17 protein-coding genes are annotated in these 15,881 nt (G+C 65.9%); 13 read left to right on the top strand and 4 right to left on the bottom strand.

Going from position 1 to position 15,881, the window contains the following annotated elements; all coding sequences use genetic code 11:
- Positions 1–11 precede the first annotated feature (11 nt).
- The 4 genes from Q9S36_RS14970 to Q9S36_RS14985 all read right to left on the bottom strand — a co-directional run bounded on the left by Q9S36_RS14970 (position 12) and on the right by Q9S36_RS14985 (position 3,130).
- Positions 12–1,163, bottom strand: a complete 1,152-nt coding sequence (locus Q9S36_RS14970) for an alpha/beta fold hydrolase (RefSeq protein WP_311285779.1) — start codon at positions 1,161–1,163, stop codon at positions 12–14.
- Positions 1,160–2,179: a hypothetical protein gene (locus tag Q9S36_RS14975; RefSeq protein ID WP_311285780.1), complete on the bottom strand. Its 1,020-nt coding sequence runs from the start codon at positions 2,177–2,179 to the stop codon at positions 1,160–1,162. Before Q9S36_RS14975 ends, Q9S36_RS14970 begins: the two co-directional genes overlap by 4 nt.
- Positions 2,179–2,643, bottom strand: a complete 465-nt coding sequence (locus Q9S36_RS14980) for a hypothetical protein (RefSeq protein ID WP_311285781.1) — start codon at positions 2,641–2,643, stop codon at positions 2,179–2,181. Before Q9S36_RS14980 ends, Q9S36_RS14975 begins: the two co-directional genes overlap by 1 nt.
- A gap of 64 nt (positions 2,644–2,707) precedes the next feature.
- Complete coding sequence (locus Q9S36_RS14985; RefSeq protein ID WP_028495558.1) at positions 2,708–3,130, bottom strand: hypothetical protein; 423 nt, start codon at positions 3,128–3,130, stop codon at positions 2,708–2,710.
- A gap of 397 nt (positions 3,131–3,527) precedes the next feature.
- On the opposite strand from Q9S36_RS14985, the gene Q9S36_RS14990 reads away from it, so the two are divergent.
- From Q9S36_RS14990 to Q9S36_RS15050, 13 genes are all read left to right on the top strand, one after another.
- Entirely contained in the window at positions 3,528–4,628 is a 1,101-nt protein-coding gene (locus tag Q9S36_RS14990) for an ArdC-like ssDNA-binding domain-containing protein (RefSeq protein ID WP_311285782.1), read from the top strand.
- The gene (locus tag Q9S36_RS14995; protein ID WP_311285783.1) at positions 4,628–5,518 is read left to right on the top strand and encodes a bifunctional DNA primase/polymerase; all 891 of its coding nucleotides are present in this window, start codon (positions 4,628–4,630) and stop codon (positions 5,516–5,518) included. The genes Q9S36_RS14990 and Q9S36_RS14995 overlap by 1 nt, the downstream gene beginning before the upstream one ends.
- Before the next feature lie 62 nt (positions 5,519–5,580).
- Positions 5,581–6,171 (top strand): DUF2637 domain-containing protein, encoded by a 591-nt coding sequence (locus tag Q9S36_RS15000; protein WP_396653770.1) that lies wholly within the window; start codon positions 5,581–5,583, stop codon positions 6,169–6,171.
- A 423-nt stretch (positions 6,172–6,594) separates the two neighbouring features.
- Positions 6,595–7,494, top strand: a complete 900-nt coding sequence (locus Q9S36_RS15005) for a hypothetical protein (protein ID WP_311285784.1) — start codon at positions 6,595–6,597, stop codon at positions 7,492–7,494.
- Between the two features lie 2 nt (positions 7,495–7,496).
- Positions 7,497–8,501 carry a ParB N-terminal domain-containing protein gene (locus Q9S36_RS15010; protein ID WP_311285785.1) on the top strand — a complete coding sequence of 335 codons (1,005 nt, stop codon included), beginning with the start codon at positions 7,497–7,499 and terminating at the stop codon, positions 8,499–8,501.
- Positions 8,501–9,181: a hypothetical protein gene (locus Q9S36_RS15015; RefSeq protein ID WP_311285894.1), complete on the top strand. Its 681-nt coding sequence runs from the start codon at positions 8,501–8,503 to the stop codon at positions 9,179–9,181. The genes Q9S36_RS15010 and Q9S36_RS15015 overlap by 1 nt, the downstream gene beginning before the upstream one ends.
- A gap of 12 nt (positions 9,182–9,193) precedes the next feature.
- Entirely contained in the window at positions 9,194–10,363 is a 1,170-nt protein-coding gene (locus Q9S36_RS15020) for a M23 family metallopeptidase (RefSeq protein WP_311285786.1), read from the top strand.
- 12 nt (positions 10,364–10,375) lie between these two features.
- Complete coding sequence (locus tag Q9S36_RS15025) at positions 10,376–10,642, top strand: DUF6112 family protein (protein ID WP_311285787.1); 267 nt, start codon at positions 10,376–10,378, stop codon at positions 10,640–10,642.
- 98 nt (positions 10,643–10,740) lie between these two features.
- A complete protein-coding gene (locus tag Q9S36_RS15030) occupies positions 10,741–11,010 on the top strand; it encodes a DUF6112 family protein (RefSeq protein ID WP_028495551.1) in 270 nt (89 codons plus the stop codon).
- 33 nt (positions 11,011–11,043) lie between these two features.
- A complete protein-coding gene (locus tag Q9S36_RS15035) occupies positions 11,044–12,390 on the top strand; it encodes a conjugal transfer protein TrbL (RefSeq protein ID WP_311285788.1) in 1,347 nt (448 codons plus the stop codon).
- Positions 12,387–13,850: an SCO6880 family protein gene (locus tag Q9S36_RS15040; RefSeq protein WP_311285790.1), complete on the top strand. Its 1,464-nt coding sequence runs from the start codon at positions 12,387–12,389 to the stop codon at positions 13,848–13,850. Before Q9S36_RS15035 ends, Q9S36_RS15040 begins: the two co-directional genes overlap by 4 nt.
- Positions 13,851–13,906: 56 nt before the next feature.
- A complete protein-coding gene (locus Q9S36_RS15045) occupies positions 13,907–14,389 on the top strand; it encodes a hypothetical protein (RefSeq protein WP_311285791.1) in 483 nt (160 codons plus the stop codon).
- Entirely contained in the window at positions 14,386–15,879 is a 1,494-nt protein-coding gene (locus Q9S36_RS15050) for an ATP-binding protein (RefSeq protein WP_311285792.1), read from the top strand. The genes Q9S36_RS15045 and Q9S36_RS15050 overlap by 4 nt, the downstream gene beginning before the upstream one ends.
- Positions 15,880–15,881: the final 2 nt, after the last annotated feature.

Raw genomic sequence — 15,881 nt, forward strand, 5'->3', positions numbered from 1 at the left:
TCCAGCATCAGTCAGTTTGTAACCTCGGCGATAAGCCAGGCAGCAACAGTGGACCGCCAACGCTCTTGGTCAGAGTTCCACGTCATCGTGTGATCCGCGTCGAAGACTTTGAGATGAACGAGATCTGGACGCAGCGCTGCAAGCCTGCGAGAGACGGCTGGCGGCGCCGAGTCGTCATCCGCTCCGTGGCAGATCAGCGTAGGTACTGCCAGCTCCTGCGCGCGCGAGATCCAGTTGAGATCCCCGAGAGGGATACTGCCAGGCAGGCCGACTGCGCGTGCGAGCAAAGGCGATATGAGCCACGGGAGCGCAAGGAGCCCCGCCGCGGCAGGCAGCCCGGCGCGAGCGCAGTTCGCCTTGATCGTCGCTACCCAGTCGAGAACGGGCGACTCAAGGACGAGCCCGGCTATCAGCCTCCTGTAACGCGGCCCCGCAGCGAGTTGGAGCGCGACCTGTGCTCCCATCGACCAACCGAAGAGAACGACCTGACGCGCGCCCTGATTGATGGCGTACCGGATCGCAGCGTCCACGTCGTCGACTTCGGTGGCGCCGAGGGTTGACCGACCAGTTCCGCGTCTCGGGCCCTCGCCATCGTTCCTGTAGCTGACGACGAGGGACGTGTAGCCCAGTTCGGTGGTGACTCGCACACCTCGCAGCGTTCCGGCTCGCGGGCTGCCGAGCCCATGGATGTGGATAGCCCACCTCGTTGACTGCGAGTCGCTGCCATCGATGCGCCACGCTGGCGCAGGCCCCGACGGAGTGGGGATGGCGATGTCGTATGCGCTGAGGCCCGCATCGATGGGCGTCAGGAAGTAGATGCCGCTCCACGAGGCGCGCTCTTCGGCTAGCGGTGTGAAGCCCGGTGCGGTTGCCGTCACTTGACGCGCGATGCGCCCAGGCCCGCGATCGAGGACTTCGGCAGCCAGCTGTACCCACTGGCCACCTGGAAACAGCAGAGTGAACTCACCTTGGGACTCAGTTTGGTGCGTTCGATCGAGCACGATCGAACGCCGGTCGCCATCCTGTTCGACGGCACAGATGGTCAGATCGAATCGGCGCGAGTTCGGAGCGGCGGTCAGTCGCCGCGCGATCACAAACCCGAGGCCCAACGTCATTGACGCGACGGCCGTCATAACGCCTGCCAGCGCGATCGGGCCTCTCATCTCGCTCCTCGTTGAGACATGCGCCGAGTGGCCGGCGCAACCGACGCGCGAGGTTGAGCGCCGTCAGTTCCGAGGAGATGCCGCTCCGCACGTTCAAGGATGTGACGGTCGCCCGCGTTGAGAGAAAACGACACGCGCGGGTCGATCATCGCGTCGCGGATCTCTACTACATGTCGATGCAACTGTGCCTCGAGGCCATCGGATTGCGCGGATGCGGCATCCGTCTGACTCAATCCCGGGCGAACGATTGTCGCCGCTCGCCATGCGGGCGACAGTTCCCCAATGAGCGTGCGTGTTCGCGCCACCCTCCGGCGCGCGCTCAGGTAGCGCACGGTCGGCTGCCCAGCGAGTCCGATACAGAGAAACAGGAATGTCGATATGTAAAGCGGCCCATACGCGATCGACACGTCGGCCATTACGTCTACTCGCCCGACAACGTGCGCGATGTCCATAATGAGCACGACGACACAGAAAACGACTCCGAGGAGCGCACCGACGACGAGAGAGCCGGCTGGCAGACGCTGGACACCAGTACTCAGCCGATACTGGCGACTCGCGAGGACTGCCATGGTGCCGACGACGATTCCGTAGTAGGTGAACTGGATCATTGAGTACGCAGCTGCTGCAGGTTGCGCTCCGAGATCGATCATGAAGTTGGTCGTCGTGGCACCACGGTCGATGAGCAAGAAGGCGACCCCGACGCCGCTCAGCGCAACAAGGAGGGCAGCGGGGCCCAGCGCAATGCGGACAGCGCCGGGCTGATACTCCCCCGCTTTCATGATCCCTCGGCCAAGGAAGAAGATCCCGACCATAAGCGCACAGTCCCCGATGAGGGTGGCGACATTCGAGCCGCCGAGGAGTGCATCGATGAAGCGGTAGACCGCATCGACGTTGATCGTCATAGCGACAGCGATCGTGATCGCCGCGTAGGTGATGCTCCGCTCGGCTCGTCCGCGGCGCAAGATGAGCAGGCTCGCCACGAGCAGCCACATCAGCACCGCGACGAAGGTCTGCATCACCCGAAGATCTCGAGATAGCGCGATTCGCCGTACACCGAGCCTCTGATCGCCGCAGCGAGATGATCAGCCAAGGCCTCCGCCGCGATCTCGGTGTGAGAGTCCAAATCTTGACGAGTGAGTAGTCGACGCCGAGTCCGGGCGGGGATGTCGGGAAGCAGGAAGCTTTCCGTCGAACATTCGTCGTCTTCTCCATGCCCGAGGATCATGTGGGCGAACTCGTGCAGGACGAACTGCTGGCGATGGAGGACGGAGTCGCTGTGCGCGTGAAGGACGAGGTCTTCGCACTCGGTGATGAGCCACACCGCGCAGATGCCATCGTGGTCGCCGAGATCCGCAAGTTCCACGATTCTGAGTGTGCGCTGCCGGTGATCCTGGATTGCCCCAACGAGATCGTCAAAGGTGAAGGTGCTACCCAGCGCAAGGTCTGCGACGGCCGTCGACACGGTCTGCTCGATATTCACGATGTCACTCCCGTCTGGGGAGCATGTGCCGGTGGGGGCCACAACGGACCGGCAAGGGCACTGCTCAGTTATGTGTCATTTCCTCATCCAGGAATCTGCTGATCGCCTGAAGAGCCTTCGGGGAGATGTCCCCCAGCGTGCGCGCGGCGTACGACTTCACCTTCGCTGCCCGCATCGCCCGCACGAGATCCAGTTGCGCGGTGACCTTGTCCGGAATCGCTACCCCGTCCTCGCCCAGCAGGAACGCGGTATCCACGTCGAAGAACGCAGCCAGCCCTTCGAACAGCGCGGGATCTTGCACGTAGCGATGGCCGTTGACCATGTATGTCCATCGAGATCTCGAGAGGTTGATGCCGCGCCTCTCGAGGAACGCGGCGATCTGGGCGTAGGTCGGTTCGGAACCCGACTCGGTGATCGCGACGTCGAGGAGCAGCCTGAGGCGTTTCGCGAGGTCTTCCGCGGCCACTTTGCTCTCGTCTTCTGTCATTTCGGTGGACCACCCTTCCCCTCGGGTGAGGCAAGGCTTGTCGGTTGTGAGCGCCCGTCGACTGGCGTTGAGAATGCTCAATGTACTCGTTGGTCATGCTCAAATCAATCATTGCGCATGATCAATGTCGGTGCTAGAAACAACTCCTAAGCAATTTGAGCATGCTCAAAGAGGAGGTCATCGCCCAGGACGGATCAGCGGAGTTGCCGGCACTCCACCCCCGCACAGCCGGCTCGCGGGTGCGCCCGAATTTCGTGAGGCCGCCCCGCGCGAGCGTGAACCGCTATGCGACCATCTCGGGTCGGTCGTTCGCGCCCGCTGTTCGGCTCCGGTGAGATCGCGCGTACCTCCCACAGGAAGCCGCTCTGTCGGCTGATCAGAAGGAGGTGCCCCCGCCATGACTCACCAACTCCACGCCGTCGGTTCCACTGAGGCGAAGCTCGAACGGCTGCACGCTCAGCTGGCGGATGCCGTGGCCACGCTGGTGACGAGCGATGACTGGGTGCGAGCTCTTGAGTTCGCCGCGCGATTCCGCTCTCGTTCGTTCAACAACACCATGCTCATCTGGCTGCAACACCTCGCTGCGTTCGAGCAGGGCAGGGTGGCTGAGCCCACGCCGACGTACGTCGCGGGGTTCCGGCAATGGCACGCGCTTGGGAGGTCGGTCGATCGCGGCCAGACCGGGTACATGATCTTTGCGCCCATCCACGCGCGGTTCACCTCGTCCACCCCAGAGGTCGCCGAGTCATGGCGTCGTCTTGCGCCTCGCGAGTCCCCGAGACGCAACGACGAAGTGCGCACTCGAATGGTCGGGGTGCGGCCCGCATACGTGTGGGATGCCTCGCAGACGAGCGGTGTCCCGATCCCCCATGCCCCCACTCCGCAGTTGCTCGCGGGCGAGGCGCCAAAAGGTCTCTGGGATGGTCTTGCATCCCTCGTACGCGAACACGGGTACACGCTGCGCACTGTTGGGAGCGATCGCGATCTCGGCGGAGCCAACGGCATGACTGACTACCTCACTCGGAGCGTTGCCATTCGAGGCGACATAGACCCCGCGGCGCGTACGAAGACCTTGGCGCACGAGCTGGCGCACGTGATGCTGCACGGCCCTGACAACGCCGATGCCGTTTTCCATCGCGGGATCGGAGAGGTCGAAGCGGAGTCCGTTGCTCTGATGATCGGAGCGGCCCACGGCCTCGACACATCGGGGTACACGATCCCGTATGTGGCGACCTGGGCAACATCCGTCGAGGGCAAGACGCCGGTGGAAGTGGTGCAAGCCACTGGTGAGCGAGTGCGGACGACAGCGGTCACGATCCTCACGGAATTGCCGACGTTGCAAGCCGGCTCGGGCGACCCGCCAGGTCTGACGAGGGCAGCGCAGCGGGGTGCACTTCAGCCTCTCGTCGCTGGTCCGGTGGCACGATTCGATGATGTCCGCAGGGTGAGGGTTCGGCACTCGTCCGCCGATTCCGCGATCTCCGCCCGGGATTTGTGATGGACACCGTCGCCCTGTTCGCCGGAATGATCGGCCTCTCGCCGCGGGAAGGCGCCGCTCGATTCGCTGCGGCAGGAGTCCCGATCTTCCCCTGCAAGCCAGCGGAGAAGCGGCCGCTCACAGAGCACGGGTTCCGCGACGCAACCTCCGACGACCGGCAGATCGCCCGATGGTGGTCTCGATGGCCCGAAGCGAACATCGGCATGCCGACCGGGCGAGCGTCCGGCGTCGAGGTCGTCGACATCGATGTGCACGGGCGGGTGCGCGGATTCGCTGCCTTCGAACTCTCTCGCCGGGAAGGTCTCGTGGATCGCTGGCAGGCGCTGGTGAAGACGGCATCCGGTGGGATGCACGCCTACTACCCCGCAGACCCTGGCCGCGTTCAGGCATCGTGGCAGGCCGCCCGCGCCGGCATCGACTTCCGGGGTGAGGGCGGCTACGTCATCGTGCCGCCGTCGCAAGTGCTGTTCGAAGGCAACAGGTCTGCCTATGAGCTGATCGGCGCCGGACGCGGGGAGGCCGTGTCTATCGACGGATCGGCGCTTCGACAGTTCCTTGACCCGAGGCCGACTCCAACTGCGACGATACCCGGGGAGGCCCGCCGCGATGTTGACGCGGAGCGTATCGCGGCGTGGCTGGCCGCACGGGCTGAGGGCGAGCGGAACCGCGCCCTGTACTGGGCCGCATGCCGGCTCGCCGAGAACGGCGTCACTGATCAGAGCGCGCGCAATGTACTCGGGCCTGCTGCGGAGCACGCGGGGCTGCATCAGGCCGAGATCCTGACGACCATCCGCTCTGCGTACCGAACGGTGGTGGGGCCGACGCCACCCTTTCGCATCAGTGGCGGCAGTTCAGCATCCCGCTCGCTCAGCGGGCAGGTGATCTCGTGATCCCCGCTACGACGCACCCGCGGTCAGGACGGATTGCCGTATGGACCGCGGTCGTCGGCACCGTGTTCATCGCTGTCGGCGCGTTCTGGTTGTCGTTCACCGCTCTCGCGGATCTCGCCCACGCGTCCGGCATCGCGGCGACGCAGGCGTGGGCGTGGCCGCTCATTGTGGACGGAATCATCGTCGTCGGAACCGTTGCCGTCGTCGCGCTCGCCGGACAGCGGAGTGCGTGGTATCCGTGGATGCTGCTCATGATCGGTGCGGCCGTATCGGTCGCCGCAAACTCGATCCATGCCGTCGTCGCGGCCGATGCCGATGTTCGTCCCGTGCTTGCAGCGTCGGTTGCCGCAGTACCGCCGCTGGTGCTTCTCGCGATCACTCACCTGACGGTCGTTCTCACCCAGCGATTCCGGCTTCACGTCTCCTCCACAGCAGAGACGTCACGAGACCTGTCCACAGAAGTCGTTCCGATTCGCTCGCTGGTCGAGGTTCCGGAGAAGGGTGCCCGTAGAAGCGTTGCCGCGCTGATGCGTCAGCGCGGGATGTCGAACAAGGAGATTGCGAGCGCCACGGGAGTTCATCCGTCGACAGTCGGTCGGTGGTTCGCGGGGACGATCGGCACACCTGAGGTTCAGAAGGAGGTTACGTCATGAACGAATACGAGCGAGTCGAGCGACCCGGCCTGCCGCTTCGGGTGGACGCGTCCGAGCGTGAACGTGAACTCGTCGACAAGCGGTCACCCGAAGAGGTATCCGAGTTGGCGCGGCACGGCGATCCTTCGCTTGCGAGGCAGCCGCTGTCCCTCTCCGGCGCTGAGCGGGTTCGAAGCGAGGTGGTCTGGATGCGACCTACGGAACTCGTTCCTGCCGTCACCGGGCGCGTCGCAGGCCAAGGAATCGACCTCGAGTCCTCGCTCGCCCGGCGAGCGCGCGCTTTCCCGACGCAGGGGTTTGCGGCTACTCGCCGCGCAATCCGTGAACGGGCCCTTCACCTCCCGCCGGTGGAGGCGTTCGGAAACGGCCGCGCTGATCACGGGTCTGTCCGTCGTTCTGGAATCGGTCGGTAGCGAGGTTGCCATGTCGAGCCAGGGTTCCCACTCAGCTGCCGCCGCATCGGTGCACTCTCAGCGCATTCCGGGCTCCTCCGAGTCGGCGAGCGTGCCCGCCGCGTTTGAGAGTTCGGAGGGCCTGCGCGAAGTGCTCGAACGCCTCGCCGCGCAGGACCACGGTGCCTGGCGTCGCGACGCCGAAGCCGCAGCGCTCATGGAGTATGTCGTTCGGCGTTACGCAAAGCTGGCGCGCAAGCACGGACTCGATCCATGGGATGCCGCCGCGGCCGCATTCGACGCAATGCGCTCGTCGGCCGTGCGCAATGCCGACGACCCCTGGGCGGTGGTCACTCGGGCCGTGCAGGTGACGCTGATCGCGGAGGAACGCGCGAACGGCCTGCTGTGCTCCGTGTACCAGGCGCGCCGACCCGAGTTCTCGTCGTTTCATGACCCCGAGCGATTCAGTGACCGAGAGAACCCCCTGAGCGACTATCACCCGTCACTGCGTGTCCAGGGCGCCGGGGACGCGCTCGATGACGGGTGCTCTCCGGACGGCGCCGGGATTGGAGAGGCAGTCGAGAATGCGATCGCCTTCATGACCTTGCTTGGCTGGCCGCGCACGCCCGCGCGCACCGCGATGGAGTACATCTGTGCACGACTCAGTGAGGTTCCCTCCCGTGCGACCGCCTGGGAATCGCTCCGGCGCGACGTTCACGGAAGAACCCTCCTCGACCTGTCGTCCGCATCGTGGAACGGATTGCTCCGCGCTGTCCTCGGCAACCCGGAACCGGAGGTCGCCCGGACGACAGCCGGACGCGGCATCCTGCTCCGCCTGCTGATCGGTGAACCCCTGCGTTCGCTGCTGACGGATGACGATCTCGTCCTCGCGGTGAGTCTCGCAGCCCCCGCCGAGCGATCGAGGCGGTGACCGTGGGAACCAGAGTCGGCCACATCGAGCTCGAACGATCGATCGAGTCGATCGTCGTCGGGAAGCGGCACCGTACCGAGTTCGGAGACATCGATGAGCTCGCCGCGTCAATCACCCGCGATGGACTGCTACAGCCGGTCACCGTGACACCGGAAGGCGTCCTGGTGTGCGGCGCTCGTCGGCTCGAAGCGCTGAAGCGGCTGGGCGAGAAGACGATCAAGGTGTGGGTGAGGTCCGGGATCTCGGATCGGCTCGCCGAACTGTTGGCAGAGCAGGCCGAGAACCTCCTCCACAAGCCGCTCACGCCGACAGAGGCGGCCGCCCTTTACACCGAACTGAAGGACCACATCGCCGACGACGCGGCTCGCCGGCAGTCCGCGACGCGTTTCAGCCGTCCGGATGCTCGGGATGGAATTGACGGTGGTGCCACCGTGGCACCACCGCAGTTCAAGTCAGGCAAGAGTCGCACCCAGGCGGCCCAGTTGGTCACCGGAAAGGCGTCATACACCACGCTGGAACGCATCGCCGAGCTGCAGCGCTTTGTCGCTGACCCCGCCGCCGACCCTGCACTAAAGGAGAGAGCCAGCGAAGAACTGCGGCTCATTGACGATGGCGGAAGTGTCGCCGCGTCACACGCGCGAATCAGGCAACTCCTCGAGCCGGGGCCGCCACAGCAGTTCGAGGACTTCGAAGCACCCGAGGACTTCGAGCCGCCCGACGAACTCGAACAATTGGCAAACGCGGCTCTCGCGCGAGTCAAGGAGGCGAAGCGCCGCCGGCGACCATCCAGGTCTCGCGCTGCGACGGCGCACGTCTTTCCCGTCCGTGCGTTCGTGCGTGTGTGGGAGGACCTGGACCTCTGGTGGACCCATTTCGATGTCGCGGCTGTGGCTACTGAACTGACGGATGAGCAACTCGAGCAGTTCGAAGCGACACTCGCTTCGACCGTGGAGTTCTTCGCGGCGCTCCGCAGCGCACGTGTCCAGCTGGGACGGGAGATCGCGTGATGGCCGCGTATATGAGCCCAGGGCGACGCATCGTCCTTCTCCTCTCGATCGGATTCGGCGTGCTGGCCGCACTTATCGGCGTCGGCTTGTACGGCCTTGTACTGGCACCGTCGCCCAGCGAGCCGACGACCTCCGTCGAGCCGAAGGCCCCGACCACCGCCGGCATCGACCCTGAACCGAGAGCCTCAGGTGAAACGCTTCCCCCGATCCGCTCGACAATGGGTGCCGAGGCCTTCGCGCGCGACGCGGCTTACGCGCTCATCAACTGGGACACCGCCAGGGATTTCGACCCGGCAGACTATGCCCAGGTCATCGTCGACGCAGGGGATCCCTCAGGTACCGAGACGGCCGGGCTAGCCTCCGACGTTCGCACTTACCTGCCGACGGCGGACGCCTGGGTGACGTTGCGCACCTATGGCACGCGCCAGTGGCTCACCGTCGATGAGGCGTTCGTGCCGGCATCCTGGAACGAGGCGATCGATCAAGCGACACCTGGGCAGTTGCTCCCAGGAACGATCGCATACACGATCACGGGAACACGCCATCGCGCCGGCATCGTGGGGACGCAGGCTCAGGAGACATCTCGACCGATAGCTTTCACCCTCTTCATCGCGTGTGAGCCGAGTTTCGACGAATGCCGCCTGCTCCGGCTCTCCGAGGTCGACAACCCGCTCCGGTGACGGACGTCGCGCATGAAGAAGCTCGTCATCGCTCTCGCCGTCGTTCTGTTCACCCTGCCGTTCGCCGGCTTGATCGCGCTCCCCCTCGTCCTCTCCCCCGCCGCGCTCGCTGCCTGCCAGACATCCGGCCAGCTCGTCGTGACCGACGTGCCCGACAGGTTGACTGCGAAACGGAGCGACGGCGTGTCGGTGACCCTCGGGCAGTCACAACTCACCCGTGCCGCGACGATCATCACTGTCGGTAGCGGTATTGAGGGTGTGGGGCGGCAGGGCGTTCTGATCGGGCTGATGGCCGCGCTCACAGAGTCGACCCTGCGGATGCTGGCAAACGCCGCCCACCCCACTTCGCTCGGCATGCCCAACGACGGCGTCGGCAGCGACCACGACTCACTCGGCCTGTTTCAGATGCGCCCGACCTCCGGCTGGGGCACTGTCGAAGAGCTCATGGATCCGGACTACCAGGTGCGCGCATTCTTCGGCGGACCAGAGGGACCCAACTTTCCCTCGCCCGCTGGGCTCCTCGAGATCGCGGGCTGGCAGTCAGCTGATCCCGGCTCGGCTGCGCAAGCTGTCGAGCGCTCGGCTTTCCCCGACCGCTACCAGGATTATCAACCCGTCGCGGAAGCCATCCTCGTCGCGCTGACCCGGCCGATCGCGTCGGTGACGGGAGGTGGCGCACCTCTGGATTCCGTCCCCGAGACGACCCGCATCGTCTTTCCCCTCCCGAGCAACACGTGGGTGTGGGCCAGCGGCTATGGCGGGCGAACCGACCCCATGACGGGTCGACCTGCGTTCCATGCAGGAACCGACTTCTCCGCTGCAGACGGCACACCCATCTTCTCGATCGCTGACGGGCTCGTCAGCTGGGCGGGGCCGTATGGGGGTTACGGACAGCTGATCGTCATCGAGCACACGGTCAACGGAGAGCGGGTGGCGTCGGCGTACGCGCACATGTGGACGACCGGCGTACACGTGACGGTCGGCGAGCGCGTCACCGCTGGCCAGCACATCGGAGACGTAGGGTCATCCGGCAAGTCCACGGGATCTCACCTTCACTTCGAGATCCGTCTCGGCGGAGCGTTCGAGCCGGCAATCGACGCAGACCCGTGGCTCGCCGAGCACGGCGCCGAAGGATTGGATGCCGCGACCGGAGGCAGGACGGCGTGCGCGGCAGGCGCATGAGGTTTGACCGAAATGGACATCTTCCCGGACTTCGGAGCGGTCGGAGGAGCGGGTGACCTCCGCGTGATCGTCGGCGCGCTCCTCATGTATGTCCTGGTCTTCGCGGTACTCGCGATCCTCATCTGCGCCGCCACATGGGCGATCGCGTCGACGAGCGGGAACTACCAGTCGGCCATGCGAGCCCGTACCGGCCTTCTCGTTGCTGTCGGCGCAGCGGCACTTGCCGGCGCGGCGGTCGCCTGGATGAACTTCCTCATTGGGGTCGGCCAACAGCTCTAGCCAGAGTGCGAGCACGGACTGCGCGGGTCGACGGATCTCGGGGACGCCGCACGCACCTTGTACGCAGGTTCGTTTCTGCGCAGACAAGGAGCACGACCGTGATCGACATCGTTCCCAACGGGTCAGGACTTCCCGGCATCGAGCAACTCCGCGTCATCGTCGGCGCAGTGATGACAGTCGGGCTCATTCTCGCCGTGCTCGCCCTCATCATCGCCGCAGTCGCGTGGGGGTATGGAGCCAACTCATCGAACCCCCATCTCGCCTCACGGGGCAAGCTCGGCGTTCTGGTGGCGTGTGGCGCGGCACTCATCTGCGGGGCGTCGGTCACGCTCGTGAACTTCTTCTGGGGTGTCGGCCAGTCCGTCTGAGCGAGACGCGGCCGATTGAGAGGAACGACGCGAGTGGGCGGGGTCTGCGATATCCCGGCGATCGCCGAGGTATGCCAGACCGTCGGGTCGGGTGTCACTTCGCTCGTTGCCGCGCCCTTCGATTGGCTCGCCCACACGCTCGCCGCAGCCGCCGCGTGGTTCTTCGAAGCCGTCTGGGCGGTGTTCGACACGACCACCCTCGTCGACGTCACCGGTGACCAGTACACCCAGGTGTACAACCTGCTCTTCGGCGTCGCGCTGTTCGTCATGCTCGTGTTCTTCTGCCTGCAACTGATAACCGGGTTGGCGCATCGCGATCCAACCGCGCTCTCACGGGCTGCTGTGGGGCTCGGCAAGTCCGTGCTCGGCTCGTTCGTCGCAATCGCCCTGACGGCGACGCTGCTGGAGATCACGGATCAGCTGGCCATCGGGATCGTCCAGGCAACAGGAAACACGATGGAGGGAATGGGCGACAGAATCGCCCTGATGGCCGCCGGGCTGGTCGCGATCAACATCGCGAGCCCCGGCGTCGGCGCGATCATGACGATCTTCCTCGCAGGACTCGCGATCGCAGCCACCGCGATTGTGTGGTTATCGCTCCTCATCCGTAAAGCCCTGCTCCTGGTGGCGATCGTGTTCGCGCCGATCGCACTGGCCGGATTCTCCTGGGATGCTACCCGCGGCTGGTTCGGCAAGTGGGTGGCGTTCGTTGTGGCCCTCGTGTTCTCGAAGCTCGTGCTTGTCGTCCTCTTCCTCGTCGCGATCAACCAGACCGCGGCGCCGATCGACCTTGATCTCGCCTCCATCAGCGATCCGGTGGCCGGAGTCGTACTCATGCTCGTCGCAGCGTTCGCGCCATACATGACCTACAAGTTCATCTCGTTCGTCGGCGTCGATATGTACCACGCGATGTCGACCGAACAGGAGGCTAAGGGAGCGCTGAATCGGCCCGTCCCGGTGCCGGTTAGCCCCGCGAGTGCGAAGTCGGCGAAGTCGATCCTCGACGGAGGTGGCACCAAAAGCGGGTCGGCGCCCCCGGTGGCGACGAGCGCCGCCGGGAGCAGCGCCGGATCGGGTGCCAGCGCGGGAGCGTCTGGTGCAGCAGCGTCAGGCGCAGGAACTTCAGGAGCTGCGGCCGCCGGCCCGGCCGCCGCAGTCATCGTCGGCGGTCAGGTGGTCGGCAAGGCTGCCTCCGCCGGACCCAAGCTCGGCAACGCCACCGGATCAGCAGCCATGGGACATGCCGAGGGTGCCATTCCGGCAGACATACCACCGTCACCGACAGCCTCCCCGGCTGCCGGGCAACCGATCCCACAGCCGCGCACACCGACCCCGCCCGCGCGACCGATCCCCACTCCGCGCGAAAGGACGACAGCATGACAGCGAACAACGCCCCGCGCGCGAACCAGCTGCACCCGGTTCAGTTCTCTCGTCTGTCCAAGCGAGGCGTGATGCTTGGCCTCTCCCTGGCGCAGCTCGTGACGCTCGCCATCGGCCTGATCGCCTTCACCAGCGCCGTGTACCTGGGCGGCGGCATCCTCTTCGGCCTCACGTCACCGATCTGGGTGACAAGCGTCGCACTTGCCTTCGTGCCCGTGGGTGGCCGGAAGCTCATTGAATGGGTGCCGATCTCAATCCGCTGGGCATGGCGAAGCGTCGGCGGCCAGCTGCGATTCCGCGCGGACTTGATCAAGCCGCGCCCAGCGGGCACGCTCGCACTCCCCGGCGACGCCGCCGCGCTCCGAGAGTGGGTCGACCCCGAGACGGGCGCCGCCATGATCCAAGACCCTCACGCTCAGACCCTAACGGCGATCGCTGGCATCACGCATCCGGCTTTCGTTCTTCTCGACAGCGGCGAACAGGAGCGGCGGGTGGCCGGCTGGGGGCGAGTGCTCGCGACGGTCTGCCGGTCGGGCCGCATCGCGCGCGTGCAGATCTCCGAGCGCACAGTGCCGAGCTCCGGAAGCGGGCTCGCCGAATGGTGGGCACGGCATGGCGTCGACGATGACTCTTGGCCCGCGGTCACGTACAAGGAGCTCATTGAGCGCGCCGGCCCTGCCGGCGAACGGCATGAGACGACAATCGCCCTCGCGCTCGACATGCGCGCGGCGGCCCGCCAGATCCGCGCCGCCGGGGGTGGCATGAAGGGGGCCGCGAGCGTACTGCGTCAGGAGATGACGACGTTCGTGGCAGCACTGCGGGCAGCCGACCTAACGCCCACAGGATGGCTGAGCCCAGGCGAGGTCGCGGTCGTGCTGCGCTCCGCATATGATCCCGCAGCCGCTCCCGCGCTCGAGAGACACGGGGACATCGGTCGATCTCTCGCAACGGCCGGCCCCGTCGCAGTTTCCGAAACCTGGGACCGGCTGCATACCGACTCGGCCCACCACGCGGTTCTCTGGATCTCGGAGTGGCCGAGGTCACAGGTGTACCCAGGCTTCCTCTCCCCCTTGCTGCTGACCTCGGGTATCCAACGCACATTCACTCTGACGTGCACGCCGGTCCGTGCCGACCTCGCCGCGAGGGACATCAGGAGAAAGAAGGTGGGGCTTCTCTCGGATGCCGCACAGCGGGCGAAGGTTGGGCAGATCGAGGATGCCGCGCGCACCGCGGAATACAACGACGTCGTGCAGCAAGAGTCAGACCTTACGGCTGGTCACGGCGTGCTGCGTTTCACCGGTCTCGTCGCAGTGTCGGCGCCGAGCGTCGACGAGCTGGATGCCGCAGTCGCCGCGATCGAGCAGGCCGCCGTGCAAGCTGCCTGCGAAACACGCAGGCTCGTGGGTCAGCAGGCGCAAGCGTTCACCGTCGCCGCGCTGCCCCTGTGCCGAACCGTATGACGCGCGGGGACACCTCGCGCACCTGACTGACGACTTCTGTCGCAAGGGGACACACAATGCCTACATTCCAGGATCCTGTCGTCGACGGCATGGAAGCGTCTCACGCATTGCGCGCTCTCGCGCACGCAACGCGCACGTTCGATAACCCCGCGCAGACGTACGAGGTGGTCCGGGATCTGCTGGGCGGCCTGAGATCGCTCGAACAGGTGCTCGATCAGCTCGCGTTCGCGCACACCAGCTCGGACGCGATCGCCCGAACTGACGACGGCGATCACTGGGCCGGGGTGGAGGAAGCCCATGCAGCCGCCCTCGCACTGCGCCGTGCGTCGACCCTCGTCGCTCGGGCCGGCCTGGCCCTGGATCGGGCATCTCAGCACTCAGGCCGAATTGCATGGGGCCCATCCGCCGTCGCCGCGTCGCCGGTCTCGGAATCGATCGCGCCCCTCGTCAATCCGAACGACTCGTTTCAGCGGCCTGGCCCCTTCGCCTTCCAGGGGTCTGGTGCGAGAGTTCACCGCCGCAACGGGATGTCGCTGTGAACGCGCAAGGAGGTGAGCGCATACACACCACAACGCTCGTGGACCCGGCAGGCGAACGCAGGAAGGAGCGTCGCGCCCGACGAAAGGCATCCCAGCGTCTCAGTGCCGCCACTCGCGCTGCCACCACCGAATTCGACCGTGCCGAGGCCGAAGCGCAGCGCGCGGATCGACGCGCGACGGCCTACCTGCCCGCGTCCGGGGAGTCCCGGCCCGCCGCGCTGCGAACCCCCGGCCGCCTGCGCATACCGCGCCACCAGGACACCAGTGCGACGCTCGCCGGAGCGTACCCGTTCCTCGCCGAAGGCGGACTCGGCTCGCAAGGCGTCTTCGTCGGCCAGGACCTCTACTCAGGTGCGTCATTCGTCTACGACCCGTGGGTGCTCTACTCACGCGGGATGATCACCGCGCCGAACATCGTCCTGGCAGGCATCGTGGGCTCCGGCAAGTCATCGCTCGTGAAGAGCCTCTACACGCGTTCGATTCCCTTCGGCCGTCGCGTCTACGTCCCCGGCGACCCGAAGGGGGAACACACGGCCGTCGCCGAAGCCGTGGGCGGGCAGGCAATCGTGCTCGGGCATGGCATGGCGAACCGACTCAATCCGCTCGACGAAGGGCATCGCCCATCCGGCGTTTCCGACGAGAGCTGGGCCGGTCAGGTCGCCTCTCGTCGTCGCGACCTCATCGGCGCCTTGACCGAAACGGTGCTCGAACGACCACTGAGCCCGCTGGAGCACACTGCGATCGATCTCGCTCTCGCGGACACTGTCCGCTCATGTGAGATCCCGATTCTGCCGATGATCGTGGAACGCATCCTCTCTCCGGACGCATCTCAGCAATCCGATCGCCGCCTCGTCGAGGATGGCAGGGTCGTCGGGCACGCACTGCGTCGGCTGGTCGCGGGAGATCTCGCTGGACTGTTCGACGGTCCGAGCACCGTCACCTTCGACCCGAGCCTGCCGATGATCTCGCTCGATCTGTCGCGTGTTGCCGAGAATACGACGCTCGTGTCCGTCCTCATGACCTGCTCCTCCGCTTGGATGGAGTCCGCGCTCCTCGACCCTCACGGTGGGCAGCGTTGGGTCATCTATGACGAGGCCTGGCGGCTCATGTCTCATCCCGCCCTCCTGCGACGGATGGATGCTCAGTGGCGGCTCGCCCGCCACTACGGAATCGCGAACCTGCTCGTCTTCCACAAGCTCTCCGACCTCGACAACGTGGGCGACCAGGGCTCTGCGATGCGCGCGATCGCGTCATCCCTCCTCGCCAACGCGGAAACCCGAATCATCTACCGGCAGGAAGCGGACCAGCTCGGAGCGACTGCGACCGCGCTGGGCCTCACCGGCACCGAGCAGAGCCTGCTGCCCGGATTGGCAACGGGTCAAGGTCTCTGGCGGATCAAGGACCGCAGCTTCGCGGTCCAGCACCAACTGCATCCCGCGGAGCTTGCAGCATTCGACACGACGAGCCGGATGACGGAGGGCGTGAAATGACG

This window comes from Microbacterium sp. ARD31 (assembly GCF_031844425.1).